The sequence below is a fragment of the Zhongshania sp. genome (assembly GCF_029212375.1).
In the GTDB taxonomy this organism is placed as follows: Bacteria; Pseudomonadota; Gammaproteobacteria; order Pseudomonadales; family Spongiibacteraceae; genus Spongiibacter.
Map to the genome: position 1 here is coordinate 181,944 of NZ_JARGNU010000005.1, position 26,950 is coordinate 208,893.

A 26,950-nucleotide genomic window follows, 5' to 3' on the forward strand; every position below is an offset into this window, starting at 1 on the left:
AGCGATTGCTTCAATATTATGGCAAAGCAAAAAACCGCGTATGTGTGTGTTGACTGTGGCTCAGATCACAATAAATGGCAGGGTCAGTGTCAGGACTGCGGTGCCTGGAATACGCTGTCGGAACTGCGGCTAGGGCCCGCGACTAGCGCCAAAGCCGCGCCGGTGCGCCAAGGTTACGCTGGCGAGGTGGGCGGCGAGGTGCAAATGCTGGCCAATGTAAGTATTGAGGCGCTGCCGCGACGCTCCACGGGTTTTGACGAGTTTGATCGAGTGCTGGGCGGCGGTTTGGTGGCGGGCTCCGCGGTGTTGATTGGTGGTCACCCCGGCGCCGGTAAAAGTACTTTGCTGTTGCAGGTGCTGTGTCGTTTGGCAGCTCAGTGTGAATGCCTGTATGTGACCGGGGAGGAGTCGCTGCCTCAAATTGCGATGCGGGCGCAGCGTTTAAATTTGAGCGCAGATACTTTAAAGCTGTGTGCAGAAACGAGTTTAGAGCTCATTTTGGCTCAAGCGGTGGCGAATAAGCCGGCGATATTGGTGGTCGATTCCATTCAGGTTTTGCACAGTGAGCAAGTCAGCTCGGCGCCGGGCAGTGTGTCTCAAGTGCGCGAGTGTGCGGCGGCCCTGACTCGCTTTGCCAAACAGAGTGGTACGGTATTGCTTATGGTTGGCCACGTTACCAAGGATGGCGGCTTGGCTGGCCCCAAGGTACTGGAGCATATAATCGATTGCTCCATCATGCTTGAAGGCAGCAGCGACAGCCGCTACCGGACCTTGCGCGGTAGTAAAAACCGCTTTGGCGCGGTGAATGAGCTGGGCGTGTTTGCGATGACCGAACTCGGCTTGAAAGAGGTTAAAAATCCCTCGGCAATCTTTCTCAACCGCGGTGAAGTGGTGTCTTCGGGTAGCACGGTGATGGTGGTTTGGGAGGGTACGCGACCCTTGTTGGTGGAAATTCAGGCCCTAGTCGATAGTTCTGGTTTTGGCAATCCGCGCCGAGTAGCAGTGGGCTTGGAACAAAATCGTTTGGCGATGTTGCTGGCGGTGCTGCATCGTCACGGTGGCCTGCAGGTTGGCGATCAAGATGTGTTCGTAAATGTGGTGGGCGGCGTCAAGGTGTTGGAGACCGGCTCGGATCTGGCGCTGTTGTTTGCCATTGTGTCGAGCTTTCGGGATCGGCCCCTGCCGGAAGACTTGGTGGTGTTTGGTGAGGTGGGCTTGTCTGGCGAGATTCGCCCCGTGCCCAGTGGCCAAGAGCGTCTGCAAGAGGCCCGCAAGCACGGCTTTCGCCGCGCTATTGTGCCTCACGGCAATGCGCCAAGGGGAGCGCTGGCGGGGATGGAGGTGGTGGCAGTTAAAACCCTCGCCGAGGCGTTGGAGGCCATTTAGACTGCCAGCGACTCCATTTCGAACTTAGCTTTAGAATATTTCGATTGGGTCGTCACCAGCACTGCCACCGTAGGGGCTTTGGGGTTGGTTGAAGCCTTCATTGGGCGCATTGTCACTGCGGAAGAATTCGAAGATGGCGTTCGCTTGCCCAGGGTGAGCAAGATTGCCGGTATCGGGATCAATCCGTACCGAAATGATGCTATCTGGTTGTTTTAAGTGACGCACCGGCTTATTTTTAAGCGCTTCCTTCATGTAGTCAATCCAGATTGGTAGCGCCACCGAACCGCCGTATTCGCGGCGGCCCAAGTTGTGGTTTTGGTCAAAGCCGACCCATGTTGAGGTTACTACGCCGCCACTGTAGCCAGAGAACCACGCATCGGTGGGGCCGTTGGTGGTGCCGGTTTTACCCGCCGCATCGCTGCGGTTTAACACAAGTGCTTTGCGCCCAGTTCCCCGTGTAATGACATCTTGCAGAATACTGTCGATCAGAAACGCCACTTCTTCATTGAGCACTCGCTCGGCATAGTTGGCGTGGACCACTTCGTCGCCGCGATTGATGATGTCGTCGAGGGAGTCGGCCTCAATGCTGTGATGGGTGTTGTTGATATCGTCGTCATCGTTATCGTTGCCACAGCTGCGGCAGACAATTTCGGGTTCGGCACGATAGAGGGTGTTGCCGTCGCGGTCGATAATACGGTCAATGAGGAAGGGTTTGACTTTGTAGCCGCCGTTGGCAAATACGGCGTAGCCGGTGACGATATCCAGCGGTGTCAGTGAATGGCTGCCTAGCGCTAGAGACAAGTCACGTGGCAATTTGTTGGGGTCAAAGCCGAAACGTGCAACATAGTCGATAGCCTTGCCGATGCCAAGGTCTCTTAGCACCCTAATGGATACTAAGTTGCGAGACATATACAGGGCTTTGCGCAGCCGCATGGGGCCGTTGAATGTGCCGTTGTCATTGCTGGGTCGCCAAGTGTTGCCAAGGCCCGCATCGTCGAACACGATGGGGGCGTCATTGATAATGGTGGCGGGGGTAAAACCGTTGTCTAGGGCAGCGGTGTAAATAAAAGGTTTGAAGTTGGAGCCAGGCTGTCGCTCGGCTTGAGTAACGCGGTTAAAGGCGCTTTTTTGATAATCATAGCCGCCCACAAGGCTGATGATTGCGCCGCTATCGGCGTTTAATGAAACCAGTGCGCCTTGAATTTTAGGCAGTTGTGACAACTCCCAGTGGCGGGGTTCGTCGTTACTCATGCGTAGGCGGATGACGTCGCCAATCTTGAGCAGATCACCTGCGGTTTCGGGGGCATAACTAACTCGGTCTTCGCTGATATAGCGCACCGTGCCCTTAAGGCCATGTTCCCAGTCTAAAGTGGTTTGCTGGCCGGTGGCGAGCAACACCGTTGCGCTTTGCTCTGCAACCGCGATTACCAGCGCCGGATACCACGCGCCAATACTGCCCACTTCCTCAAGTTTTTGGCTTAGGCGTTGGCGCTGCTCCTCGTCAATATCCTTGCTCAAGTTCCAGTGACGTTCTGGGCCGCGGTAGCCGTGACGGGTATCGTACTCAACGACGCCGTCGAGCAGGGCGTGATTGGCAACTTGCTGCAAATGGCTGTCAACCGTGGTGATGACCGTGTAGCCATCTTCGTAGGCGGTCTGGCCGTAGGTGCTGAGCATGTGCAGGCGAACCATTTCTGACACATAGGGTGCGTCTACATCGAGCTGGGTACCGTAGGCTTTGGCGCTGATGGGTTCAACAATGGCGGCTTGGTAATCGTTTTGGGTGATATAGCCCAAACTGAGCATCCGGCCCAAAATCCAGTTGCGCCGTACTTTAGCGCGATTGGGGTTGGCGACGGGGTTGTAAGCAGAGGGGGCTTTGGGTAGGCCGGCGATCATTGCCATTTGGGCGAGATTGAGCTCTCTTATGGGTTTTCCGTAATAGACTTGGGCCGCGGCTTCGATACCATAGGCGTGGTTGCCAAGAAAAATTTTGTTTAAGTAGAGTTCAAGAATGTCGCCTTTACTCAGGGCGCGCTCTATTTCGATGGCGAGGAAAATTTCGGTAAATTTACGAGTAAAGGTGCGCTCTTGGCTGAGAAAGTAGTTTTTAGCAACTTGCATGGTGATGGTGGAACCACCTGATTGGATACTGCCGCTGGTGATTAATTGGGATGCGGCGCGCAGCAAGCTAGTAACGTCAACGCCATGGTGAACATAGAAACGGTCGTCTTCAGCGGCAAGAAAAGCTTTGATGAATAGCTCGGGTACTTCTTGGAAGCTGATAGGAGAGCGGCGTTTTTCGCCAAACTCCCCTAATAATTTACCATCGGCGCTATATATCCGCAGTGGGGTTTGTAGCTGAATATCTCTTAGCGCCTCGACGGACGGCAATTTAGGGCTAATATAGAGAAAGGCTGCGGCAAAAATCATGACGGCGCCACAACTGGCGAGAGCGCCTAGGCCGATGAAAAGACGGAAGAAGCTGGTCTTGCGTGACATATTTTTCCTGTAAATCGAGAAGTCGGTGGAAATTCGAAGGCTAGGATAACTAAATCTGTGACATTATCGGTGTCTTTTTTTCATTACTATTTGCGCATTGGTATACACTGGTATTTAATCTTGTATATAAAAGTGCGCCCTAAGTCCACGATGTAAATAGGAAAATTACAGTGCTAGATGGCTTGTTTGGCGGTCAGAGTTCCCGCAGTCTGCTCGGTATCGATATAAGTTCCAGCGCCGTTAAGCTGTTGGAATTGAGTCGAAATGGCGATAAGTATCGCGTAGAAAGCTATGCGGTAATGTCCTTGCCCTCGCAATCTGTGGTTGAAAAGAATATCGCAGACGTCGAAGCGGTGGGTGAGGTCGTGCGCGCCGTGCATGCGCGATCAAAAACAAAGCTCAAGCGAGCAGCCGTTGCGGTGCCGGGTTCTGCCATTATTACCAAAATTTTGCATATGCCAGCCGGCCTAAACGACAATGCGATGGAAACCCAGATTTCTCTGGAAGCAGACCAATACATTCCCTACCCTCTCGATGAGGTTTCCTTGGATTTTGAGGTTCTCGGTGAGTCTGATGGCAATCCAGATCAAGTTGACGTGATGTTAGTGGCTTGTCGACGCGACAATGTTGATACCCGTAGTGAATCGCTGGAAGTGGCTGGTTTGGTGCCAAAAGTTGTGGATGTGGAAGCCTACGCCATTGAACGGAGTTTTGAACTGATTGCGAGCCAATTGGGCTGCGATGATAATACCGTGGTGGCCATTGTTGATGTGGGCGCAAGTATGACCTCGCTAAGCGTGGTGGTAGCGGGTGAAACTGTGTATACCCGCGATCAAATATTTGGTGGTCGCCAGCTAACCGAAGAGATTCAACGTCGCTATGGCTTGACCGTGGAAGAAGCGGGCTTGGCCAAAAAACAGGGCGGGCTTTCCGATGACTATGACAGCGAGGTCTTGGCGCCGTTCCGAGAAGCGGTAATTCAACAAGTATCGCGGTCGCTGCAATTTTTTTACTCTGCCAGCCAATATAGCGGTGTCGATATTATCTTGTTGGCGGGCGGTGTCGCGGTAATGCAGGGTTTGGTCGAGTTGGTGCATGAGCGCTTGGGAATTAATACCATTATTGCCAATCCTTTTGCTGCGATGTCAGTGGCGCCAGGGGTGGATGCCACTAAATTGACCAGCGACGCTCCAGCCATGCTGATTGCCTGCGGTTTGGCACTGAGGAGTTTTGATTAATGGCAACAATTAACTTATTGCCTTGGCGCGAGGAGCGCCGCGAGCTAATTAAGCAGCAGTTCCTTGTGGTGCTTGGCGGGGTGGCCGTGCTTGGTGGGCTGCTGGTAGTGCTGGCAATGTCTATTGTTAATGGTGCAATTAGCAGCCAAGAGGCCCGCAATAATTACATGCAGGGCCAAATCACCAAAATTAATAAGGAAGTGGCGGAAATCCGCGACCTTGAAAAGCGGCGCCAACAGTTACTTGACCGAATGACAATTATTCAAGACTTACAGGGCACCCGTCCGTTAATTGTGCGGGTGTTTGATGAAATGGTGAGAACCCTGCCGGATGGTTTGTTTTATACCTCGGTGGTTCGCAATGAGAAACGCATTAATGTTGAAGGCATTGCTGAGTCGAATAATCGCGTATCAAGTTTGATGCGTAAGCTCGATGCCTCGCCGTGGTTTGCAGACCCCAACTTAACGGCAGTGAGCGCGGCCTCGGCGTATGGCGATCAAGCCAGCAGTTTCAAATTGTCTTTCCAAATCAGTGCGCCTGCGCCTGATGATGAGAAATAGGGAGCGATAGCGGTGGCTGCGTGGCAGGAATTAGTTGACGAGCTGAAAAGCTTCGATCTCGGTGAACTTAATGTCGAGAACATTGGTGCTTGGCCTTTGCTGGTGCGGGTAGCAGCGTGGCTTGCGGTATTTGTTCTGTGTTTGGTGGGCGGTTATTTTTACTTGGTCGCCGATCTCAGAATTAAATTGTCTGGGGTTGAAGCTAAGGAAATACAGTTAAAGCAGGAGTTTGAGCAAAAGGCGTTCAAGGCGGCAAAGTTGATTCCCTTGAAAAAGCAAATGGAAGAGATGGAAGAGTCTTTTGGGATTTTGCTTAGTCAATTGCCTGTGGATACCGAAGTACCAGGTTTGCTTGAAGATATGACTGAGAAAGCGGTTTCCAATGGTTTGGAAATCAGCAGTATTCAATTGCAAACCGAGCGAGTACAAGAGTTTTACGTTGAGCTGCCAATTGCGATTAAGGTTAGCGGCAGTTACCACGATTTAGCTGCGTTTGTGAGTGGCATAGCCGGCTTGCCGCGCATAGTAACCTTACATAATTACAGTATTAGCTCAAACAAAGACAGCAGTCAGCAGAGTATGTCGATAACCGCCAAGACCTATCGCTATAAAGATACGGAGGCCGGATCATGATGAGGTTTTCTGGTATCTCGCTGGGCATATTGGCGTTGTTAGCACTGTCTGCATGTAGTGGTCACACCGAGTTTGCTGATCTCGATGCTTTTGTGGCTGAAAAGCGGGCCGCACCCTCGGGGCAGATTGCCCCAATTCCAGCATTAAAAGCCTACCGTGCTTTCAGTTATACCGCATCTGGACTGCGCGGCCCTTTTAACCGCCCAGTTGACGTTAAAGAGATTGCTCGTCTTGAAGCGGCTAGCAGCGTTAAACCCGACACCAAACGCGAAAAAGAATATTTGGAACAATACTCACTCGATTCCTTGTCGGTAGTGGGCACTGTTCGGCTTAGCGGCAAATTGTGGGCGCTAGTGAAAGACGCTGATGGCGGCGTGCATCGGGTGAGTAAAAATAATTACCTAGGACGGAACTATGGCAAGATCATTGAGGTTGCAGAGAATTACCTGACGGTTATTGAGATTGTATCCACCGGCGGGGATGGTTGGGTTGAACGGCCGCGCTCCCTTGAACTGAAAGTCCGTAATTAAGAATTCGATTGGCGGAGAAGTAAATGAATACCCGAATGCAAATACAAGGCGCAGAGCAGTGCAAACGCGCTGGTGGCGCAACCACAAGTATGGGGCGACAGATCCTAAGTGGGGTGTGTTTGTTGTTGGCGTCGATTGCCGCCTCAGCAGCGAACCTGACCGACGTGCAATTTAACTCGCTGCAGGGCGGTAGCTTTGAAGCGCGCCTTAGTTTTGATGGGCCGGCCCCCGACGTGAAGGGCTATACCATTGAAAAGCCGGCGCGGATTGCGCTGGACTTAGTTGCTACCGGCAATAAGCTGTCCCAGAAGAAGTTTCCTCTGTCTTACGATAATGCCAGCAGCGCGGTGGTATTAGAGGGGAGAGATAGAACTCGTGTGGTATTTAATCTGATTAAGCTGGCGTCTTATCAGACGCGAGTTGAGGGTAATACACTGGTTGTTGAAGTGGGCAGCGGTGGTGGTCAAGCTTATCTCAAAGAGAAATATAATAGCCCGCTAGTTGCATCTTCAAAGCCTGCGATGGCAGCGGCTAATAATATTACCGATCTTGATTTTCGTCGTGGCGATAAAGGCGAAGGCCGCTTAGTGATTCAGTTGGCCGACGCCAAGGCAGACATCAATGTGTATGTTGAAGGCTCTAAGATAAAAGTTGATTTTGGCGGGGTTAACTTACCGAGTAATTTGCAGCGTCGCTTTGATGTAGCTGATTTCGCCACGCCGGTGAAATCGATTGAAGCCCGTATGGGTCAAAAAGGTGCGAAATTATCCTTAGAGGCCCAAGGTGAATACGACTACTTAGCCTATCAAACGGATACCGAATACGTGGTGAGTGTTAAACCGCTCACGAAAAAAGAAGTGGCAGATCGCCGTCGTGAGTTTGCCTACGTGGGCGAAAAACTATCACTTAATTTCCAAGACATTGAAGTGCGCTCTGTACTGCAGTTGATTGCTGACTTTACCGAGCTAAACTTGGTTGCTAGTGACACGGTGAAGGGCAATATTACCCTGCGCTTACAGAATGTACCTTGGGACCAAGCGCTGGAATTAGTATTGAAAACTAAGGGCTTGGACAAGCGTCAGATCGGTAATGTGCTAATGGTGGCGCCCGCGGCAGAAATTGCCGAGCGTGAACGTCAAGAAATTGAAGCGCAAAAGCAAGTTGAAGAATTGGCACCCTTGCAAAGCGAATTTATTCGGGTGCGTTACGCAGATGCAGCGGAATTGTTTAAGTTATTTGATCGCAATGTTAATGATGAAGGTAATAATAACGGCCCATCAACCGGAAGTATTCTTTCCCCTCGGGGTTCGGTAATTGTTGACGAACGTACTAACTCTTTATTGATTACCGAAACTGCCGAGCGCCTAGATGAATTTCGGCGTCTGATCTCGCTTATTGATGTGCCGGTTCGTCAGGTGCAGATAGAGGCGCGTATCGTTCGCGCAAGCTCTGATTTTGATCGTTCGCTCGGGGTTAAATGGGGCGGCGCCTACGTTAAACAAGATGGCGACAAGGTTTATTCTGCCAACGGTGATATCGCCAGCGATCAAGCCACTCAGAATAATTATTTGAGTGCATTAGCGGCGGGCTCGCCAACCTATACCGCAGTGCCAGGTTTGGTTACCGATTTGGGTGTTTCCGGCGCCGCGGGTTCATTTGCGCTCGGTTTTATCGGCCCTGATGTATTGTTGAATTTAGAGTTGTCGGCACTGGAGTCTAAAGGGCGGGGTGAGATTGTGTCGCAGCCTCGGGTTGTTACTGGCGATAAAGAGCCTGCCATTATCAAGTCGGGTACTGAAATTCCCTATCCTGAGTCTTCGGCTAACGGTAAAACAACCATTGCCTTTAAAGAGGCGGTGCTTAAGCTGGATGTTACGCCAATTATCACCCCAGATGACCGGATTATTATGGATTTAACGATTAATCAGGACACCATCGGTTCACTTGTTATTTCCACTGGTTTAGGTGGTCAAGTGCCAACAATCGACACCACCGAGTTGAAAACCCGTGTTCTGGTAAGCAACGGAGAAACCGTGGTGCTGGGCGGGGTATACGATCAAATTGATGTGCAGTCAGAAACCAAAGTGCCGCTGCTTGGTGATATTCCATTCTTCGGACATTTGTTTAAGACCACAACGGTGACACGTGAGAAGCAAGAGACCTTGATTTTTATTACACCGCGAATTCTCGCCGACAGCTTGGTAGATTGATTGGTGATGTTGAAATCGGGTGCAATTTTTTTAGTGGGGCCAATGGGTGCAGGGAAAAGTACCATTGGGCGTTTGCTTGCAGAGACGCTACGTTTTGAGTTTTGCGATGTTGATCGCGAAATTGAAGAGCGCAGTGGTGTTGATATTCCTTGGATCTTCGATATGGAAGGTGAAGAGGGCTTTCGCGACCGCGAAGAAAGTATGTTGGCGGCATTAAGCGATGGCTCCCAAGTGGTTATTTCTACCGGTGGTGGCGCGGTTTTACGTAGCGTTAGCCGTAAATTAATGGTTGCTCGCGGTACGGTGATTTACCTTAAAACCTCGGTAGAAGAGCAGATTCGTCGCACCGCTCGAGACCGTAAGCGGCCCTTGTTGCAGAGCGGTGACCCCGGTACCACCTTGCGCAATTTAATGGCGCTGCGGGAGCCGCTATACGAAGAAATTGCCGATTACACAGTACTAACCGATAATCGCACGCCAAAGTCTGTTGTGCAGGAATTGTGTACTCAACTCGGCGCCGGCGACCCCAGCGCACAATATTGATATACTACGTATCCCGGTCTAGTGCCTCTTTCTCTTTTCCCGGATACGTCATTAATGAAAAACCTCGAACTCGATCTGGGAGAGCGTAGCTATCCCATCTTTATCGCGCCCAGTATCCTTGCTGATGGCGCTCTGTGGCTGAAGTATATTGCGGGCAGTCAGGTATGTATTGTAAGTAACGACACCATTGCGCCCCTGTATTTGGCTGGTCTGAAGGCGCAGCTGAGCGAGAAAAATGTTTGCGAAGTGATACTTCCAGATGGCGAAGCCCATAAAACCTTGGCCGTTCTAGAGCAGATTTTCGACACCTTGCTGGCCAATAACCACAATCGTAGCACCACATTGATCGCTTTAGGCGGTGGAGTGGTTGGCGATATGTGCGGTTTTGCTGCGGCTTGCTACCAGCGCGGGGTACAGTTTATCCAGATACCTACTACCTTGTTGGCGATGGTGGATTCTTCGGTTGGTGGTAAAACTGGGGTAAACCATCCGCTTGGTAAAAATATGATTGGTGCGTTTCACCAGCCCAATTGCGTACTAGCTGATCTAAACGTGTTGAAAACCCTGTCGGATCGCGAATTTTCCGCAGGCATGGCAGAAGTCATTAAATACGGTTTGATCTGTGACGCCGAGTTTTTCGGGTGGTTAGAGCAAAACATAGCGGGTTTAATGGCCCGCGACGCCGAGTTATTGAGCGAAGCGGTATATCGCTGCTGCGAAAATAAAGCGACTGTCGTTGCTGAGGATGAGCGCGAAGGCGGGCGGCGCGCAATTTTAAATTTGGGTCACACCTTTGGTCATGCCATTGAAACCGCCGAAGGTTATGGCAATTGGCTGCACGGTGAGGCGGTTGCAGCAGGTACAGCGCTGGCCTTGGCGTTATCGGTTAGGTTGACTTGGCTAGCGCCAGATGTCGCTGCTCGCGGTGTGGCGCTGTTGGAACAGGCTGGGCTGCCCGTTGCGCCGCCTTCGAATATGAATGTGGATCAATTTTTGCAGCTAATGGGGCGTGATAAGAAAGTTGTCGACGGCCGCTTACGCCTTGTTTTATTGATCGGCTTAGGCGAAGCAGTGGTGACAAGCGAGGCCCCTATCGAAATTATCACCGAGGTATTGCTTGCTGCGGGTGTCAGTGCTTAGCTGTCGAAAATGGCGGTAATTGTTTAAAAATTGACCGCGGGGCGGGGCTAAGTTTGTCGCTTATGCTCTGTCCGTGTAGAATGTCACTCCTTTTTTCGGGTATGTGAAAAATCCTGAAACATTCTTTCCGACTATCTTTTTGTTTTTCTTAGTAAATTTTGCGAGAGTCGTTTTATGAGTACAGGCCTGTACAGACCTGAAGATGTGCGCGACAACTGTGGCTTTGGCCTGATCGCTCACATGCAGGGCACCGCCAGTCACACTTTATTGCAGACTGCTATTGAGTCGCTGACCTGCATGACGCACCGCGGCGGCATTGCCGCCGACGGTAAAACCGGTGACGGCTGCGGCTTGCTGCTTAAAAAGCCCGATGCATTCCTGCGGACTATGGCCCGTGAGGCAAATGGCGTTGAATTAACGGCAACCTACGGTGTTGGCCAAATCTTTTTAAGCCGCGATCCACTGCGCGCTAAAGCGGCTCGGGATGCCTTTGAGACTGTCCTCAAAAACAACAACTTACAGCCTGCTGGCTGGCGTGAAGTTGCTATCGATCCAACGGTGTGCGGCGAAATCGCCCTGTCTAGCCTGCCTCGTATTGAACAGTTGTTCATTAACGTTGAGGGCATGGATACCCAACAGCTGCGTACTTGCCTTTTTGTGGTGCGCCGCGAAGTGGAAATTGCGACAAAAGATGATCCGGATTTTTATATCTGTAGCCTCTCGGCCGACGTAATTGCTTATAAAGGTTTGGTAATGCCGGTGGATTTGCCGCGTTTTTACCTAGACCTAGCGAATCCTGAGCTGGAAACGGCGATATGCGTATTCCATCAGCGCTTCTCAACCAATACCAGTCCACGTTGGCCGCTGGCTCAGCCATTCCGCATGCTGGCCCACAATGGTGAAATAAACACTATTGAAGGTAACCGCAACTGGGCTGAGGCGAGAACCAAAAACTTCAGCAGCCCGCTGTTGCCTGACGTTGCAGGCTTAATGCCGCTAGTGAATCGCACTGGCTCTGACTCTTCAAGCTTGGATAATATGCTTGAATTGCTGGTTGCTGGGGGCATGGATCTATTCCGCGCGGTGCGTATGTTAGTGCCGCCAGCTTGGCAAAATATTGAACACATGGATGCGGATTTAAAAGCATTCTACGAATACAACTCCATGCATATGGAGCCGTGGGACGGCCCTGCTGGTTTGGTGCTTACCGACGGCCGTTACGCCGTATGTATGCTCGACCGCAACGGCTTGCGCCCGTCGCGCTGGGTGATTACCAAAGACGGTTTTATTACCGTGGCATCCGAAATTGGCACCTACGGTTATCAGCCAGACGACGTTGTCGCCAAGGGCCGAGTTGGGCCTGGGCAAATATTGGTTGTTGACACTGAAACCGGTGAAGTCCTGCACACCGAAGAAGTGGATAATCGCCTGAAGTCTGCACACCCCTATAAACAGTGGCTGCGCGAAAACGGCAATCGTCTGCAAGACCAATTGGCGCAGGGCAATCGCCCCGACCTGCCCGAGGGCGATACCCTCGTTGCCTTGCAAAAGTATTTCCAAGTCAGCTTTGAAGAGCGTGAGCAGGTGTTGTCTGCTTTGGCCGATAGCGGCAACGAAGCCGTTGGTTCGATGGGTGACGATACGCCGATGGCGGTTCTGAGCCGTCAGCAGCGCTCGCTATACGATTACTTCCGTCAAAAATTTGCGCAGGTTACCAATCCGCCAATCGACCCCCTGCGGGAGTCGATTGTAATGAGTCTGGAAACGTTGCTCGGCGCTGAGCAAAATGTTTTTGAACAAACGGCTGACCACGCCGACCGTTTGATTCTGACTAGCCCAGTGTTATCGCCAGATAAATTTGACCGGCTGATGCACGTTGATTCGCCGCGCTACCCGCTAGCGCGGATTGAACTGGCGTATGACCCAGCATTGACCTCCCTGCAAGACGCAGTGACTGCTGTTGCCGAAGCGGCTGAAGCCGCCGTGCGCAGCGGTAAAGTTATTTTGTTATTAAGTGATCGTGGTATTGAACCTGGCATGTTGGTTGTTCACAGCTTGCTGGCAACGGGAGCCGTGCATCACCACTTGATAAAACAGGGTTTACGCTGCGATGCCAATATTGTTGTTGAAACTGGCAGCGGCCGCGACTCTCATCAAATGGCCTGCTTGTTTGGTTTTGGTGCGACGGCGGTCTACCCTTATATGGCCTTCGCTGTTATTAGCGATATGTTGGAAGATGGCTCGATTCTCGGCGACGAGCAGACTGCGCACACCAATTACTGCAAAGGCATTAATAAAGGTCTGCTCAAAATTATGTCCAAAATGGGCATATCGACTATCGCCTCTTACCGTGGCGCCCAGTTATTTGAGGCTATTGGTTTAGCTGACGAGATTGTAAACACATGCTTTAAGGGTGTTGCTAGCCGTATCGCCGGAGCAGGTTATGCCGAGTTGCAACGCGATCAAGAAGCCTTGGCGACCATCGCATGGCTGCCGCGTAAGCCGCTAGATCAGGGTGGCCTGCTGAAATACGTGCACGGCAAAGAATATCATGCGTTTAACCCCGATGTGGTAATGACACTGCAAGACGCGGTTAAGAGCGGTGACTACGCGGTTTGGAAAAAATACGCGAATCTCGTGAATACCCGCCCAGTGGCGACTTTGCGCGACTTGCTTGGCATTAAAGGCGACGTTAAGCCTATTCCGCTTGATGAAGTCGAACCTATAGAGAGCGTGCTGCGCCGCTTCGACTCGGCAGGTATGTCGCTGGGTGCATTGAGCCCCGAGGCTCACGAGGCGCTGGCAACGGCGATGAACCGGCTTGGCGGTCGTTCAAACTCTGGTGAGGGCGGTGAAGATCCCGCGCGCTACGGCACTGAGCGGGTATCTAAAATTAAGCAGGTTGCCTCTGGCCGCTTTGGTGTTACCCCGCATTACTTGGTGAATGCCGAAGTTCTGCAGATTAAAGTGGCTCAGGGTGCGAAACCTGGCGAAGGTGGCCAGTTGCCTGGCGGTAAAGTAAACGCCTTGATCGCGCGCTTGCGCTATGCGGTGCCTGGCGTAACCTTGATTTCACCGCCGCCACACCACGATATTTATTCTATCGAGGATTTGGCCCAGCTGATTTTTGACCTTAAACAGGTTAATCCCAGCGCGTTAGTGTCGGTTAAATTGGTGTCTGAGCCCGGCGTTGGCACTATCGCCGCGGGTGTTGCTAAAGCCTATGCCGATTTGATTACCATTTCTGGTTATGACGGTGGTACGGCGGCAAGCCCAATTACCTCAATCCGCTATGCTGGCTCGCCGTGGGAACTCGGTTTGTCCGAAGCCCAGCAAACTTTGCGCGGCAATGGCTTGCGCGGCAAAGTGCGGGTTCAGACCGACGGTGGCTTAAAAACCGGCCTCGACGTGGTTAAAGCGGCGATGCTCGGCGCTGAGAGCTTTGGCTTTGGTACCACGCCAATGGTGGCGTTAGGTTGTAAATACCTGCGTATCTGCCACTTGAATAACTGCGCAACGGGTGTGGCTACTCAAGATGAGCGCCTGCGCGATGAACACTTTATTGGCACTGTCGAAATGGTGATGAATTTCTTCACCTTTATCGCGATGGAAACCCGCGAGTGGATGGCCAGCATGGGCATTCGCACTATGGCTGAGTTGATTGGCCGCACCGATTTAATGGAACAGAAACAGGGCCAGACTGACAAACACGGCTTGCTCGACTTGGCACCGATCTTGTACAAAGATCCGGCAATGGCCGGTCAGCCTGAGTTCTGCGAAGTGGATCTAAACGCACCTTTCGACAAGGGCGAGAAAGCCGAGGCAATGGTTGCCGCGGCACTGCCGGCAATTGAAGCGAAAACCGGTATTGAATTAGATTTTGCTGTTACTAACTGCGATCGCTCTATTGGCGCACGTCTGTCCGGTGAGATTGCCAAGCGTTATGGCAATCTTGGGATGGAAGATGCACCGGTTATCCTCAACCTAAAAGGCACTGCGGGTCAGAGCTTTGGGGTGTGGAATGCGGGTGGCCTGAACATGCTCTTGGAAGGCGATGCTAACGACTATGTCGGTAAAGGCATGGCTGGCGGTAAATTAGTAATTTACCCACCCAAAGGTAGCGTGTTTGCTAGCCAGGATACCGCGATTATTGGTAATACCTGTTTGTACGGTGCTACAGGCGGTAAATTGTTTGCCGCGGGTATTGCCGGCGAGCGCTTTGGCGTGCGTAACTCTGGCGCCCATGCGGTAGTAGAAGGCGCTGGTGATCACTGCTGTGAATACATGACTGGCGGTAATGTGACCGTATTGGGTCCTACAGGGGTCAATTTTGGTGCAGGTATGACCGGTGGCTTCGCCTATGTGCTCGATGAAGCCAACCGCTTCGTCGATCGCTATAACAGTGAGCTAGTCGAAATGTGTCGGATTACCTCTGAGTCTATGGAGGCATATCGGGCACATCTGCGCGGCAATATTCAAGAGTTTGTGACTGAAACTGGATCGGCTTGGGGTCAGCATATACTTGATAATTTTGATGACTACATCGGTAAGTTCTGGATGATTAAGCCTAAGGCGGCGAGCCTCAGCCGTTTGCTTGACTCCACCAGAAGACGTCCGGAATAAGCTAAGCCGAGTAGCGATGAGGTAAATCGAAAATGGCAGAACGTTTACAAAATACATTCCAGTTTCTTGATGTTAGTCGTCAGGATCCCAGCAAAAAAGACATGGTGCAGCGTAAAACTGCGTTTGTTGAAATTTACGAGCCTTATAAAGAAGAGGACGTAAAGCAGCAGTCGCACCGTTGCCTGAGCTGTGGCAATCCCTATTGTGAGTGGAAATGCCCAGTTCATAACTATATCCCCAATTGGCTAAAACTAGTCACCGAGGGCAATTTGTTCGAGGCGGCGGAGTTAAGCCACCAGACCAATAGCTTGCCTGAGGTGTGTGGCCGAGTTTGCCCGCAGGATCGTCTGTGCGAAGGTGCATGTACCCTAAATGACGGTTTTGGCGCGGTTACAATTGGCTCTACCGAAAAGTACATAACCGATACTGCACTGGCCATGGGTTGGCGCCCAGATATGTCTAAGCGGGTGTGGACTGATAAGAAAGTTGCGGTGATTGGTTCTGGCCCTGCCGGTATCGGTTGTGCCGATGTATTGGTGCGCGCTGGTGTTAAACCAGTGGTATTTGATCGCTATCCAGAAATTGGCGGTTTGCTGACCTTTGGTATTCCCGAGTTTAAACTTGAGAAGTCTGTTATCCAGCGTCGCCGCAAAGTGTTGGAAGACATGGGCGTCGAGTTCCGAGTTAACGTTGATGTTGGTGTTGATATCACACTCGAGTCCTTGCTTGACGAATACGACGCCGTATTCCTCGGTATGGGTACTTACAAATACATGAAGGGCGGCTTCCCCGGTGAAGATCTGCCAGGTGTTTACGACGCTCTGCCGTTTTTGGTTTCTAATGTAAATCGCAATATGGGCTGGGAAAAAAGCGCAGCCGACTTTATTGACGTGAAAGGCAAGCGGGTTGTGGTTTTAGGCGGTGGTGACACGGCAATGGACTGTAACCGCACCTCGATTCGTCAGGGCGCCGAAAGCGTAGTTTGCGCTTACCGCCGCGATGAAGAAAATATGCCAGGTTCGCGTAAAGAAGTACAAAACGCCGGTGAAGAAGGCGTGCAGTTCTTCTTTAATCGCCAGCCAATCGCCATTGTTGGTGATGAGCATGTCGAAGGCATCAAAGTTGTAAGTACTCAGCTTGGTGAAGCCGACGAGAATGGTCGTCGCCGCCCCGAAGTGATTCCAGGCAGCGAAGAAGTGATTCCCGCAGACGTGGTCTTGGTTGCCTTTGGCTTCCAGCCCAATCCACCGTCGTGGATACAAGACGCTGGTGTTACCGTAAATAGCTGGGGCGGTATCGATGCCGCCGAGCAGCAAACCTATAAATTCCAAACCAGCAACCCGAAGATATTTGCTGGTGGCGATATGGTGCGCGGCTCAGACTTGGTGGTTACTGCCGTATGGGAAGGCCGCCAAGCCGCTGAAGGCATATTGGATTACTTAAAAGTTTAAATCGCAGGACGCTAGACGGGAGACGGAAAACGCAAAAACTGTGTGGCGTTCCATCCTAGCGTCTCCCGTTTACCGTCTAGCATTGAGCGACTTATGACTGAACTTAAAAACGATACCTTTCTCCGCGCCCTGCAGCGCGAACCGGTGGAATACACGCCGGTATGGATGATGCGCCAAGCTGGCCGTTATCTACCTGAATACCGTGCTACTCGGGGCAAGGCCGGCGATTTTATGTCGCTGTGCATGAATCCTGAGCTGGCCTGCGAGGTGACTTTACAGCCGCTAGAGCGCTATCCGCTAGATGCCGCTATTCTGTTTTCAGATATTTTGACTATTCCCGATGCGATGGGTTTGGGCTTGTATTTTGAAACTGGCGAAGGCCCACGCTTTAAGAAAACCGTGCGCACCATGGCCGATGTTGACGCCTTGCCGATTGTCGATGGCGAGAATGACCTCACTTACGTTTGCGACGCGGTGCGTACTATCCGTCGTGAGCTCAATGGCCGCGTGCCGTTAATTGGTTTTTCTGGCAGCCCTTGGACTTTAGCTACCTATATGGTTGAGGGCGGTGGCTCAAAAGACCATGCCCGCTGCAAGGCCTTGGCTTTTGACCAGCCAGAATTGATGCACGCCTTATTAGATAAACTGGCTAAAAGCGTCACTGCCTATTTGAACGATCAAATTCGCGCTGGAGCTCAAGCGGTGCAAATCTTTGATACTTGGGGCGGGGCACTTAGTCACAATGCGTATCAAGAATTCAGCCTGCGTTATATGCAGCAGATTGTTGATGGCCTGATTAAAGAAAATGATGGTCGCAAAGTGCCGGTTATATTGTTCACCAAAAACGGCGGGCAGTGGTTAGAGTTGATGGCGGCAACAGGTGCCTCGGCGCTGGGCCTAGACTGGACTACCGATATTGGTGCGGCGAGAGCTCGGGTTGGCGATAAAGTTGCCCTGCAGGGCAATATGGATCCTTCTATGCTGCGGGCGTCGCCGGCGCGGATTCGCGAAGAAGTTGCGATAATCTTAGCCCGTTACGGCACTGGCCCTGGTCACGTATTTAATTTGGGTCACGGGATTACCCCTGAGGTAGACCCAGCGCATGCTGGCGCATTCATCGAATGTGTTCGAGAGCTATCGGCGCCATATCACCGCAAGTAATTGCTAAGCTTTAATCGTAAAAAAGGCGGGTTATCCCGCCTTTTTTCGTAGCTTTATAGATACCTCAGTTAAAGTTTAAGGCCTAGGGCATAACCTCCACAAAATGCTTCCATCTGTTTTGGAGGCTAATAAACCACTGGGGCGCGCCGTTGCCGGTGCCGGAAAATTCCAGTTCGGGGTAGTGCGCGGTCACACGATTGAGTATGCCGTGGTCTTTTTCGTTAATATCGATAAGTAATAAATGGCGACCGCTGGCCAAGGCCTGCTGGAAACGTTTGAACTCGTGGTGTGGTTCTTGAATACCAAAGAGGCCACCTTCCCAAGTGAAGAAGCCGAGCACCACAATGGCGAGGAAAATAAAGGGCATCCAGCCTGCCGCTGTGTCAGTCGCGCCAGAGTAATGCCCCACCGCAAGTACAACGGCTCCAGCCGCTGCACCAAGCAGTGCGCCGCGTTCCATTGAATGAACTACGTCTTTGCGTAACACGGCTTCCACATCATTGAGTTTGCGTACTGTCACGCCGCTGTCATCATTGCTTAAAATATGTATTTGCGGGGTGGAGATTCCGTTTGCTTCAAGGTCGTGTTCAACAGCTTCGAGTTTGTCGAGATTATCAGCCAGAAAAAAATAGCGTTTCATATTATTGTGCTCCTAACCGTAGCTAGCTTATGGAGTAGCGCTGGGCCTAAGAGAGTGTGGCCATTACTGCTACAATCCTCTGCTTCAGTCTATCAGTGTCTGGGCAGGCTGCCCCGTGCTTTATGGGGCTTTATTATTGTATTTTTGTCTAAGCGGCGTGACTGTGATTGCCGATAAATCTATTGCCAAGGTGATTTTGGGAGTTAAATGAGCACTATAAACGGTGAAAAAGCTAGTATTGAGATTGTTGAGGGCGGTGTCCGCGCTTGGCTGGAGCAGGTTGTGGTGGGTTTGGGTTTGTGCCCCTTTGCCGCCAAACCCTTGCTGGAAGCGCGGGTGCGAATAGATGTTAGTTTGGCCCAAACCCCCGAAGAGTTGGCGGGTGATTTACATCTAGGGCTGTGCCGATTAGAGGAAACTCCCGCCGCCGAATTGGAAACCAGTCTTTTAGTTGTGCCCAATATGCTGGCTGATTTTTACGACTATAACGACTTTCTCGATATCGCCGATGCCATGGTGGAGGAAGGTGATTGGGAAGGGGTGATTCAAATTGCCAGCTTCCATCCCCATTACCAGTTTGCTGGAACTGAGCTAAGTGATGCGGAAAACTTCACCAATCGGGCGCCTTACCCGATATTTCATCTACTGCGCGAGGCTAGTCTTGAGGCGGTATTAGCGGTGTACCCTGATCCAGAGGCAATTCCGGAGCGAAATATTCAGCTGTTTCAGAATATGGATAAAGCCGCTATTAAGGCGTTATTCCCCTATTGTTTTCGCTGAGCAGGCACTGCTATATAGTTGTCCGTTAAAAACTCACCAAAGCTTCCCTGCATGGTCTTGGTAAAAGTTCTAGCATTTCGAATAACACGCCTTTAGCCTTTGGGGTATACAAACCTTGATGACTACTCGTTCAGTTGAAATGACTTGAGGGGCGATTAGGCAATTTACTGTTTAAGGCAGCGGCAGCGAGATACACACCTCCAGACCACCACCCTGACGATTACCTAGTTGCAGCTCGCCTTGCTCCATGCTGATAATCCGCCAGGCAATCGCTAGCCCCAATCCGGCTCCTAGCGGGCCACTACGGGCGCTGTTGCCACGGGTGAAGGGCTTTAGCAAGGCTTCCGCTTGGTCTTCGTCGATGCCATCGCCTCTATCTCTGACATATACCGCCACATGGTCTTGTTCACCACGCAAGACCACGCCAAACTCCGGCGCGCCGTAACGGTGGGCGTTTTCCAAAATATTCGAGAGTGCACGCTTAAATGCTCGGGGCCGCAGCCAGACGTAATGCCCCAGTTCCACTGATAGCGTAAAGTCAAGTTGGCTGTCTTCCACCACCTCGCGAATCAGTGCCGACAACTCCAACCGCGCTCTGGCTTCGCTGTTACCCACGCCAGCAAAATCAACAAACTGGTCGATAATGGCGTCAAGCTGTGTGCAGCTGCGAATAATACTGTCGCGGTTATCCTCATCGCTGCCACAACCTAACATTTCGGTGGCCAGGCGAATTTTGGTTAACGGTGTGCGCAGGTCGTGGGAAACACCGGCTAGCATTAGTGCGCGCTGGCGCTCCTGTTCCAGTAGTTCTCGCTGCATGAGGTTAAAGCGGCGGCAGACTTTGGCTATTTCGTCGGGGCCATCTTCGGGCAATGCGTCAATATGTTCATTTTTGGCGACTTGATCGGCGGCGATTGCCAATTGTCTCAGTGGCTTATTCAAACGACGCTGTATTAAATATGCGCCAGCTAAGGCTAGGCTAATACCCACCAACCAGGAAAATAGCGCTGCTCTGGGTAGCCGGTTGCCCCGCTGCATGCCGCTGGTAGACACCCAGTAACTGCTATTGGTGACACTGAATTGTGCAAAATACTGTTCTTCGGCTTCGCGCCGCCAGATAACCTTTATCCCTTTTTTCGCGAGTTTGGCTGACGTGCGGCGTATTAGCAGCTTCTCCGCTGGCAGGATGATCTCTAGGTCAACCGTGTCGTCACGCAGCGCCCTGTCACGGATATTGTAAGCTTCAACAAAGGGCTGGCGTTGGGTCTCGGGCAGGGCGCTTAGACCCGCTTGCACGGCGATCAGGTCGTTGGCCAGTATCGTGGACAGACGTTCTACAAAAGGCTTTTGCACAAACTGCCGAAACAGCAGGCCAGCAAAGATCTGCCCAAGCAGAATCAGAGTAATTAGCAGCAGCGTGTTGCGGCCCAGCAGGCTGGCGGGAAACAATTTCATGGCTTGATCTCATCCGCTAACATATAGCCTTTCCCGCGAACTGTCACAATGTATTTGGATCCGCTGGGGTCGTCTTCCAACAACCGGCGGATGCGCAGGATCTGTACATCGACACTGCGCTCGGTAAGATTCGCGCCTCGGCCACGGGTGAGGTCAAGCAAGCGCTCGCGACTGAGTGGCCGACCGCGATTGGCGACCAGTACCTGCAATAAATCGAATTCAGCACTGTGAATCGGCAGCTCGCGGTCACCGTGAAATAGGCGGCGGCCTGAGTAGTCTAAGCGGTAGTCGCCAAACCCTTCGCAGGCTTCGGCATGCTGTTTATGGTGAGCGCCCAGAATGCTTTGCCGCCGCAACATCGCGTCGAGCCGCGCCAGCAGCTCCCGCGGTTCGAATGGTTTGCCCAAATAATCGTCAGCCCCCATCTCCAAACCGACAATGCGGTCGATAGTCTCTCTCCGCGCAGTCAACATGAGAATTGGAATGGTCTCACCCGCCAGCCGCAGCCGTTTACAAATCGACAAACCATCCTCGCCTGGCATCATCAGGTCAAGTATCAGCACATCGAAGCTTTCCCGCGCCAGCAATGTATCTAAGTGTCTGGCGTTTTCCGCTTGGCGTACTAGGTAGCCCCGAGAGCCCAGATAGTTACTGAGCAGTGCCCGAAGCTCCACCTCGTCGTCTAGCACCAGTAGTTTGCCTTTATAGTCGCTCATGCTTTATCCGTTTCTGCTATCACTGGTGCATCATAAAGCACTCTCGGCAAGTTACCTTCGGCCAGATTGTTGCAATGGGTTACAGCAGCCTCCTAGGTTATCTCTAGTCATACTTCAGCTCTTGCCTGTAACCCAGCAAGACCGCCATTCCCGTAAATTGGTCACTGTCGATAACACGCCTGCATAATCAATACGGAGAGCACACTATGAAAACCTCAATCACCACCATGGCCTTTTGTTTCGGTCTCAGCCTAGCCAGCTTGGCTGGTGCCAGCAGCGCGGCGGCCGATGGGCGACACGTTGATCGGGACAATATGAAGGGCGGCCGCACCGTTGGTGCCGGTCGGTATGTGGCGGCCGAAAACGGCGGTGTATTGGCGCAACGTCGGGTCGTTCGCAGCGATGATCAAGGCAATGTCAGCAAAACCAGCGGCGGTTTGTTCCGAACGCCCAATGGTGGCCAAGGCGGACGCTTTAGCAACACCGTGCACGGCGCGGATGGATCGGTGCAACATCAAAGCGGCTTGAAAGCCAGTGGCGAGAAAGGCGGCGTTGAAACAAACGGTGGTTATCAGCGCGATGCCAATGGCAATCTCACCCAGAACCGCGACACCGCTATCACCAACGCGCAAACGGGAAATACTTATCAGGGCAACACCCAGTATAGTAAAGAAGCTGGCGTCAGCCATAGCGCAACCTGCTTTGATGGCAGCGGCAGTGAAATTGCCTGTCCATCGCGTTAGAGCATCTACAACCTCAAAAGGAGTCAACAATGAAAAAATACCATCAGGCGATCATCGCCGCGCTACTCAGCTGTGGTGTAATTGTGGCCGCACAGGCCGACGAGGAGCTGACACGGCAGGAAAAACTGGTGCAAAAACTGACCGAGCGCTTTAGCGAATCCGACAGCAACGGCGACGGTAAGCTTAGCCTCGAAGAAGCCAAGGCAGGCGGCATGCGTTTTGTCACCCGCAAATTTGACGATATTGACCAGACCCAGCGTGGTAGTGTGACCTTGGATGAAATCAAAAGCTATCTTGCCTCACGCGCCGCTGAGCGCTAAAACCGCACCGCATGGCTGAGGGGACGCGGCGCTCGCGACGGAGCGCCGATTTCGTCTGCCGTTATTCTATCGCCTTGTCCACCGAGCGTGTGGTGATCTATTTGCTAGTTTTCTATGTGCCTCACGAGACAAAAGGACGGGGTATTGCTTGTGCGGCGCCATATGATTGGGCCATCGTAAGTGGCCAATTTTACAATCGAGCCTGTGTTTAAATTAGCGCTTTTAACGGACGATTATTTAGTTGGTGGAAACTGATTCCATATCGCATCCACTGCCTGTTCAGTGATAGCGGCATTGGCTTTGGGGTCGTTGTTGTGCAGTTCGACAACGAGTGAACCCCGCCAGCTTAACTTCATGTCGGCGGAGCTTAGAAAATCAATAATAATTTGCACATTGCGGTTGACGGTGTCTTTGCCAAGTGGAACACCCACCGAGCTACTCATACCAAAATTGCCGCCAAAACTGCCAATCCCTAAGCCTAGGCGGGGGCTGCGGTCAATGGTGTCGGCGGCTTCGGCTAAATAGTATTGAACAATGAAGTCGGCCGTTTGGGGCGTTTTGGCTTTGGTAAACAGACGGTTATTGAGCTGAGTTTGCAGGGCAGTTTTAACATTGTCGATAATAAAGGGTGAGACGCTTTTATCTGCGCCGTTGTTTTCTGACCAAATGTAGCGTTGGTAGCGACTGAAATCGACGCTCGGGTTGTAGTCACTTACCACTTTGGTGGTGCTGCAAGCACTTAGCAGGGTGGCGAAGATGAGCATTAATAGGCTGGTGGTTTTCATTTGTTTTTCCTTATTGCCAGTGTGGCTGGAAATTTTTGCCTAATTTGGCGCACGCTGCGTGTCTAGGACAGCTTAGCAGGTGATCGTTTACAAAGCCCAAGGCCTGCAAATTGGCGTAACAAATAGTGCTGCCAAAAAAACGAAAACCGCGCTTTTTAAGATCTTTGCTAATCTGGTCAGATTCGGGGCTGGTAGCGGGGATTTCGGCCATACTTTGCCAGTGGTTTTGAATCGGCTTGTCGTTAAAGTAAGACCACATATAGCGGGCAAAGCTCCCGTATTCTTTTTGGATATCTAAAAATAGCCGAGCATTGCTAATCGCACTTTCAATTTTTAAACGATTGCGCACAATCGCTGGGTTTGCCTTTAAAACCTCGACCATAGCCTCGTCAAATTTAGCGACTTTACGAGGGTTGAAATTGGCGAAGGCTTTTTTATAGCCTTCGCGTTTACGCAAAACGGTCAGCCAACTTAAACCTGCTTGGGCGGCTTCCAAGGTTAAAAACTCAAAATGCTTGGCGTCGTCGTCGCTGGGTACGCCCCACTCTTCGTTGTGATAGCGAATATACAGTGGGTCGCTTTGGCACCAGCTACAGACTTCAGACACAGCTCACACTCCTTTTTCTAATTCTGGCAGATTACACCATTCACAGCGCTGGCGGCTATGCCATAATGAAGGCCATTATTTCCTAATATACTAATTCAACAGGGAGTTCTATGAAAATCATTAAGCCAGTTTTGGCCTTGTTATTGGCGGCAACGGTTGTCGCGTGCGCTGAGTCGCCTACGGGTCGTCGTCAAGTGCTGCTGTTTTCCGATAGTGAAATGTCGCAAATGGGCGGTACTGCATTTGATGAAATGAAAAAGAAAATGACCATCAACAAAGACAGTGCCACCAATCGCTATGTTAGCTGCGTTGCTGATGCGATTACTGCTAGCTTGCCCTCTGAGTGGCGTGGCAGTTGGGAAGTTGTGGTGTTTGAAGAGGCGTCGGCCAACGCGTTTGCTTTGCCAGGCAAAAAAATTGGCGTGCACACCGGTATATTCGCCGTGGCTAAAAATGCCGATCAGCTCGCCACGGTTATTGGCCATGAAGTAGGTCATGTATTGGCCCACCACAGTGCAGAGCGCATGTCGGTGCAGAGTGTGGCGGGTACCGGTACTCAGCTGGTAGGCGTGTTATTGGGTGAGGGCGCCGGTAAAGAAACGGTGATGGGTTTGCTCGGTTTAGGTACCCAGTATGGCGTCGTACTGCCCTATGGCCGCGCTCAAGAATCAGAAGCGGATTTGGTGGGTTTGGACTTGATGGCCAAGTCTGGCTTTAATCCCGAAGCCAGTATTGCGCTCTGGCAGAATATGAGTGCAGTTGGCGGCGGACAGCCACCGGAGTTTATGTCTACTCACCCCTCGCATGCCTCGCGTATCAAAGATTTACAGAGGCAGCTAGTAACGGCAAAACCGCTGTATCAGCGTGCTCAGGCCAATGGCGTTAAGCCGGTATGCCGCCGCTAAGAGAAGTTCACACGTGTTTTAAAACTAAGTGCGCTAGCGACGAGAGGAGGGTTGCCTCGTCGCTGGTCTTGCGGCGGATATTATTCGTCGCAACAGGCGCGGTGATTCATCGACAGCGCTGGGGCCAAGCAGTCTGGCTTGCCGATGACCTTGGCTGGTACACCAGCGACCATGGTGTGAGCAGGTACGTCACGCAATACCACGCTACCCGCCATGACTTGTGCACCCTCACCAATATGGATATTACCCAATATTTTGGCGCCAGCGCTGAGTAATACTCCGTCAGCAACTTTCGGGTGGCGGTCGCCTTCCTCTTTGCCGGTACCGCCAAGGGTGACCGACTGCATAATGGAAACATTATTGCCGACCACGGCGGTTTCACCAATGACGATCCCCGTGGCGTGGTCCATTAAAATACCGCGACCAATCTTGGCAGCAGGGTGAATATCCACGCCAAACTCACAGGAAATCCGGTTTTGAAAATACAGTGCCAGCGAGGTCCGACCTTGCAGCCACAGCGCGTGAGCTATGCGGTAGGACTGCAGGGCGTGGAAGCCTTTAAAGTATAAAAAGGGTATCGACAAGCTCGAGCATGCGGAGTCGCGCTCGAACACCGCGCAGATGTCGGCGCGTATGGCGCGGCCAATCTCTGGGTCGGTAAGAAATGCTTCTTCAATCACTTCTCGCACCAGTAGAGCAGACGCCGCTGGGCTGTTGAGAATATGCGCCAAGTGATAGCTCAGTGCGGTTTCCAAGGTGTCGTGGTTGAGAATAGTCGAATGCAGAAAACTGGCCAATACAGGCTCGCGCTCAACCTCGCAGGCGGTCTCCTTGCGGATGGTTTGCCATACGGGGTCGAGTTTGTCAGTTGTTTTGCTTGCGGCGTGAATAGTCATCGTCAACACGGTAATAGAAAATGTTGCAATAGTATAGCGCTGGCGGCGGCGTCTGTAACGCGGGTGAGGCTTAGACTACACAACTGGATGTTGCCCTAATGGGTTGCGCCGACGATTCGCGCCCCGCGCTATATTATTTTGCCTTTGGGCGCGGGATTACCTCAATTTTGGCGGGCAAGCCTTCCGATCCAATCAATAGCTTTTTGCTGTCGCGACTAAATGTGCCAGCTTCAATCTGCGGCATTCTGTTCACATTTACCACTGTTGGCGTCTGGTTTAGCGCTTGTAGCCACGTTTGCGTTTTCTTGCGGGGAAAATAATAAGTTTTGCCCAAGGTTACAATGATCGCCGCATCGCCTGCGGGGCTGAACTCCATGGCGGTGGGCGAAAAGCGGGTGATGCGTCCGGCACCTTGGGCTTGGTGTTTGTCTGCGCTGGGAATACTGCGCACTTCGCCAAGATAGTTCAGCGGAATCGGCTGGCCGGTGAGTGCATCTAGCGAAAAGCGATAGAGGCGGGGGTGAATGTCGCGTTTGCTAAGGATGTAAACAAAGCGCTCGCGGCTGTCTACCGCCAGTGCTTCGGCATCGCGGGGGCCGTCTTCATTGACCAATAAAAAATGGCGGCTAATGGCCAATTCCATCTGTGGGCTAGTTAGCGTCTGGGGTTCCGCTAGCAAATAAACATCGGTGAAGGGCCGGAAGGATAAATTGTCGCCAATATCACCAATTAATAAATAGCTGCCACTGCTGTCGCTGAAGCTACTCATGTCCTCCCAGTCAAAGGCTGTTGCGCCTTTGACCTTCAGTTCAGTTAGTAGCTTGCCTTGCTCGTCAAAGGCAAATAGGCGCGAGCTGTCGCCACTGTCGTTGTGCGCCCAATAGCGATTGGCGCGACTGGGGCTGGCGCTGATGCCGCTCATTTCCTTGAGTTGGGGGGCATTCACTTGAAACTGCTCGCTAGCCGCTTCGCTCGCTTTGGCTGCTAAGCTGGGTTGCGGCCAAGCCGAAGCCAAAAGCAAACCCAGAACACAGAACAGTCCGGCAAGTGCGCTAAGTTTGGGGCGGGCCATAATATTCCTATTGTTTCTGGTGGGGGCGAACGCAGGGGCTGAGCGCTAAGTACC

23 protein-coding genes are annotated in these 26,950 nt (G+C 51.9%); 15 read left to right on the forward strand and 8 right to left on the reverse strand.

What is annotated here, in order from left to right:
* The first annotated feature begins 18 nt into the window (after window positions 1-18).
* Window positions 19-1,386: a DNA repair protein RadA gene (radA, locus tag P1U47_RS07600; protein WP_301028091.1), complete on the forward strand. Its 1,368-nt coding sequence runs from the start codon at window positions 19-21 to the stop codon at window positions 1,384-1,386.
* A 30-nt stretch (window positions 1,387-1,416) separates the two neighbouring features.
* On the opposite strand, the gene P1U47_RS07605 is transcribed toward radA, so the two are convergent.
* The gene (locus P1U47_RS07605; protein WP_301028093.1) at window positions 1,417-3,888 is read right to left on the reverse strand and encodes a penicillin-binding protein 1A; all 2,472 of its coding nucleotides are present in this window, start codon (window positions 3,886-3,888) and stop codon (window positions 1,417-1,419) included.
* A 170-nt stretch (window positions 3,889-4,058) separates the two neighbouring features.
* Between P1U47_RS07605 and P1U47_RS07610 the strand changes: the two genes are divergently transcribed.
* The 10 genes from P1U47_RS07610 to hemE all read left to right on the forward strand — a co-directional run bounded on the left by P1U47_RS07610 (window position 4,059) and on the right by hemE (window position 17,977).
* Window positions 4,059-5,126: a pilus assembly protein PilM gene (locus tag P1U47_RS07610; RefSeq protein ID WP_301028094.1), complete on the forward strand. Its 1,068-nt coding sequence runs from the start codon at window positions 4,059-4,061 to the stop codon at window positions 5,124-5,126.
* Entirely contained in the window at window positions 5,126-5,686 is a 561-nt protein-coding gene (locus P1U47_RS07615) for a PilN domain-containing protein (protein ID WP_301028095.1), read from the forward strand. Before P1U47_RS07610 ends, P1U47_RS07615 begins: the two co-directional genes overlap by 1 nt.
* A gap of 12 nt (window positions 5,687-5,698) precedes the next feature.
* A complete protein-coding gene (pilO, locus tag P1U47_RS07620; protein WP_301028096.1) occupies window positions 5,699-6,319 on the forward strand; it encodes a type 4a pilus biogenesis protein PilO in 621 nt (206 codons plus the stop codon).
* Window positions 6,316-6,849 carry a pilus assembly protein PilP gene (locus P1U47_RS07625; RefSeq protein ID WP_301028097.1) on the forward strand — a complete coding sequence of 178 codons (534 nt, stop codon included), beginning with the start codon at window positions 6,316-6,318 and terminating at the stop codon, window positions 6,847-6,849. The genes pilO and P1U47_RS07625 overlap by 4 nt, the downstream gene beginning before the upstream one ends.
* 23 nt (window positions 6,850-6,872) lie before the next feature.
* The gene (locus P1U47_RS07630; protein ID WP_301028099.1) at window positions 6,873-9,059 is read left to right on the forward strand and encodes a type IV pilus secretin PilQ; all 2,187 of its coding nucleotides are present in this window, start codon (window positions 6,873-6,875) and stop codon (window positions 9,057-9,059) included.
* Between the two features lie 6 nt (window positions 9,060-9,065).
* Window positions 9,066-9,602 (forward strand): shikimate kinase AroK, encoded by a 537-nt coding sequence (gene aroK / locus P1U47_RS07635; RefSeq protein ID WP_301028155.1) that lies wholly within the window; start codon window positions 9,066-9,068, stop codon window positions 9,600-9,602.
* A 54-nt stretch (window positions 9,603-9,656) separates the two neighbouring features.
* Entirely contained in the window at window positions 9,657-10,742 is a 1,086-nt protein-coding gene (aroB, locus tag P1U47_RS07640) for a 3-dehydroquinate synthase (RefSeq protein ID WP_301028100.1), read from the forward strand.
* A 174-nt stretch (window positions 10,743-10,916) separates the two neighbouring features.
* Entirely contained in the window at window positions 10,917-15,365 is a 4,449-nt protein-coding gene (gltB, locus tag P1U47_RS07645) for a glutamate synthase large subunit (RefSeq protein WP_301028101.1), read from the forward strand.
* Between the two features lie 32 nt (window positions 15,366-15,397).
* On the forward strand, window positions 15,398-16,816 hold the full coding sequence (locus P1U47_RS07650) for an FAD-dependent oxidoreductase (RefSeq protein ID WP_301028102.1): 1,419 nt from the start codon (window positions 15,398-15,400) through the stop codon (window positions 16,814-16,816).
* 93 nt (window positions 16,817-16,909) lie between these two features.
* Window positions 16,910-17,977, forward strand: a complete 1,068-nt coding sequence (hemE, locus tag P1U47_RS07655) for a uroporphyrinogen decarboxylase (protein ID WP_301028103.1) — start codon at window positions 16,910-16,912, stop codon at window positions 17,975-17,977.
* An 82-nt stretch (window positions 17,978-18,059) separates the two neighbouring features.
* On the opposite strand, the gene P1U47_RS07660 is transcribed toward hemE, so the two are convergent.
* The gene (locus P1U47_RS07660) at window positions 18,060-18,617 is read right to left on the reverse strand and encodes an NAD/FAD-utilizing enzyme (RefSeq protein ID WP_301028105.1); all 558 of its coding nucleotides are present in this window, start codon (window positions 18,615-18,617) and stop codon (window positions 18,060-18,062) included.
* A gap of 207 nt (window positions 18,618-18,824) precedes the next feature.
* Between P1U47_RS07660 and P1U47_RS07665 the strand changes: the two genes are divergently transcribed.
* Window positions 18,825-19,397 carry a DUF1415 domain-containing protein gene (locus P1U47_RS07665; RefSeq protein WP_301028107.1) on the forward strand — a complete coding sequence of 191 codons (573 nt, stop codon included), beginning with the start codon at window positions 18,825-18,827 and terminating at the stop codon, window positions 19,395-19,397.
* Window positions 19,398-19,568: 171 nt separating this feature from the next.
* Here P1U47_RS07665 and P1U47_RS07670 read toward each other — a convergent pair whose 3' ends face one another.
* Both P1U47_RS07670 and P1U47_RS07675 read right to left on the reverse strand, forming a co-directional pair.
* Window positions 19,569-20,852 carry an ATP-binding protein gene (locus tag P1U47_RS07670; RefSeq protein ID WP_301028108.1) on the reverse strand — a complete coding sequence of 428 codons (1,284 nt, stop codon included), beginning with the start codon at window positions 20,850-20,852 and terminating at the stop codon, window positions 19,569-19,571.
* Window positions 20,849-21,568 carry a response regulator gene (locus P1U47_RS07675; protein WP_301028109.1) on the reverse strand — a complete coding sequence of 240 codons (720 nt, stop codon included), beginning with the start codon at window positions 21,566-21,568 and terminating at the stop codon, window positions 20,849-20,851. Before P1U47_RS07675 ends, P1U47_RS07670 begins: the two co-directional genes overlap by 4 nt.
* Window positions 21,569-21,774: 206 nt before the next feature.
* On the opposite strand from P1U47_RS07675, the gene P1U47_RS07680 reads away from it, so the two are divergent.
* Together P1U47_RS07680 and P1U47_RS07685 are read left to right on the forward strand one after the other, a co-directional pair.
* Entirely contained in the window at window positions 21,775-22,311 is a 537-nt protein-coding gene (locus tag P1U47_RS07680; RefSeq protein ID WP_301028110.1) for a hypothetical protein, read from the forward strand.
* Between the two features lie 29 nt (window positions 22,312-22,340).
* Window positions 22,341-22,631, forward strand: coding sequence for an EF-hand domain-containing protein (locus tag P1U47_RS07685; RefSeq protein WP_301028111.1), 291 nt, complete (start codon window positions 22,341-22,343; stop codon window positions 22,629-22,631).
* A gap of 233 nt (window positions 22,632-22,864) precedes the next feature.
* Here the strand turns inward: P1U47_RS07685 and P1U47_RS07690 are convergent, their stop codons facing one another.
* A complete protein-coding gene (locus tag P1U47_RS07690) occupies window positions 22,865-23,416 on the reverse strand; it encodes a DUF4136 domain-containing protein (protein ID WP_301028113.1) in 552 nt (183 codons plus the stop codon).
* Window positions 23,417-23,426: 10 nt separating this feature from the next.
* Window positions 23,427-24,023 (reverse strand): DNA-3-methyladenine glycosylase I, encoded by a 597-nt coding sequence (locus P1U47_RS07695; protein WP_301028114.1) that lies wholly within the window; start codon window positions 24,021-24,023, stop codon window positions 23,427-23,429.
* Between the two features lie 110 nt (window positions 24,024-24,133).
* On the opposite strand from P1U47_RS07695, the gene P1U47_RS07700 reads away from it, so the two are divergent.
* Complete coding sequence (locus tag P1U47_RS07700; protein ID WP_301028115.1) at window positions 24,134-24,928, forward strand: M48 family metallopeptidase; 795 nt, start codon at window positions 24,134-24,136, stop codon at window positions 24,926-24,928.
* An 80-nt stretch (window positions 24,929-25,008) separates the two neighbouring features.
* On the opposite strand, the gene cysE is transcribed toward P1U47_RS07700, so the two are convergent.
* Together cysE and P1U47_RS07710 are read right to left on the reverse strand one after the other, a co-directional pair.
* Window positions 25,009-25,824 carry a serine O-acetyltransferase gene (gene cysE, locus P1U47_RS07705; RefSeq protein ID WP_301028116.1) on the reverse strand — a complete coding sequence of 272 codons (816 nt, stop codon included), beginning with the start codon at window positions 25,822-25,824 and terminating at the stop codon, window positions 25,009-25,011.
* 133 nt (window positions 25,825-25,957) lie between these two features.
* Window positions 25,958-26,896: a hypothetical protein gene (locus tag P1U47_RS07710; RefSeq protein ID WP_301028117.1), complete on the reverse strand. Its 939-nt coding sequence runs from the start codon at window positions 26,894-26,896 to the stop codon at window positions 25,958-25,960.
* Window positions 26,897-26,950 lie beyond the last annotated feature (54 nt).

What these genes read in the sequence shown, in the direction of transcription:
- radA (WP_301028091.1), top strand. Translation starts at nt 19, where the DNA reads ATGGCAAAGCAAAAAACCGCGTATGTGTGTGTTGACTGTGGCTCAGAT.
- P1U47_RS07605 (WP_301028093.1), bottom strand. Translation starts at nt 3,888, where the DNA reads ATGTCACGCAAGACCAGCTTCTTCCGTCTTTTCATCGGCCTAGGCGCT.
- P1U47_RS07615 (WP_301028095.1), top strand. Translation starts at nt 5,126, where the DNA reads ATGGCAACAATTAACTTATTGCCTTGGCGCGAGGAGCGCCGCGAGCTA.
- P1U47_RS07625 (WP_301028097.1), top strand. Translation starts at nt 6,316, where the DNA reads ATGATGAGGTTTTCTGGTATCTCGCTGGGCATATTGGCGTTGTTAGCA.
- P1U47_RS07630 (WP_301028099.1), top strand. Translation starts at nt 6,873, where the DNA reads ATGAATACCCGAATGCAAATACAAGGCGCAGAGCAGTGCAAACGCGCT.
- aroK (WP_301028155.1), top strand. Translation starts at nt 9,066, where the DNA reads ATGTTGAAATCGGGTGCAATTTTTTTAGTGGGGCCAATGGGTGCAGGG.
- aroB (WP_301028100.1), top strand. Translation starts at nt 9,657, where the DNA reads ATGAAAAACCTCGAACTCGATCTGGGAGAGCGTAGCTATCCCATCTTT.
- gltB (WP_301028101.1), top strand. Translation starts at nt 10,917, where the DNA reads ATGAGTACAGGCCTGTACAGACCTGAAGATGTGCGCGACAACTGTGGC.
- P1U47_RS07650 (WP_301028102.1), top strand. Translation starts at nt 15,398, where the DNA reads ATGGCAGAACGTTTACAAAATACATTCCAGTTTCTTGATGTTAGTCGT.
- hemE (WP_301028103.1), top strand. Translation starts at nt 16,910, where the DNA reads ATGACTGAACTTAAAAACGATACCTTTCTCCGCGCCCTGCAGCGCGAA.
- P1U47_RS07660 (WP_301028105.1), bottom strand. Translation starts at nt 18,617, where the DNA reads ATGAAACGCTATTTTTTTCTGGCTGATAATCTCGACAAACTCGAAGCT.
- P1U47_RS07665 (WP_301028107.1), top strand. Translation starts at nt 18,825, where the DNA reads ATGAGCACTATAAACGGTGAAAAAGCTAGTATTGAGATTGTTGAGGGC.
- P1U47_RS07670 (WP_301028108.1), bottom strand. Translation starts at nt 20,852, where the DNA reads ATGAAATTGTTTCCCGCCAGCCTGCTGGGCCGCAACACGCTGCTGCTA.
- P1U47_RS07675 (WP_301028109.1), bottom strand. Translation starts at nt 21,568, where the DNA reads ATGAGCGACTATAAAGGCAAACTACTGGTGCTAGACGACGAGGTGGAG.
- P1U47_RS07680 (WP_301028110.1), top strand. Translation starts at nt 21,775, where the DNA reads ATGAAAACCTCAATCACCACCATGGCCTTTTGTTTCGGTCTCAGCCTA.
- P1U47_RS07685 (WP_301028111.1), top strand. Translation starts at nt 22,341, where the DNA reads ATGAAAAAATACCATCAGGCGATCATCGCCGCGCTACTCAGCTGTGGT.
- P1U47_RS07690 (WP_301028113.1), bottom strand. Translation starts at nt 23,416, where the DNA reads ATGAAAACCACCAGCCTATTAATGCTCATCTTCGCCACCCTGCTAAGT.
- P1U47_RS07700 (WP_301028115.1), top strand. Translation starts at nt 24,134, where the DNA reads ATGAAAATCATTAAGCCAGTTTTGGCCTTGTTATTGGCGGCAACGGTT.
- cysE (WP_301028116.1), bottom strand. Translation starts at nt 25,824, where the DNA reads ATGACTATTCACGCCGCAAGCAAAACAACTGACAAACTCGACCCCGTA.
- P1U47_RS07710 (WP_301028117.1), bottom strand. Translation starts at nt 26,896, where the DNA reads ATGGCCCGCCCCAAACTTAGCGCACTTGCCGGACTGTTCTGTGTTCTG.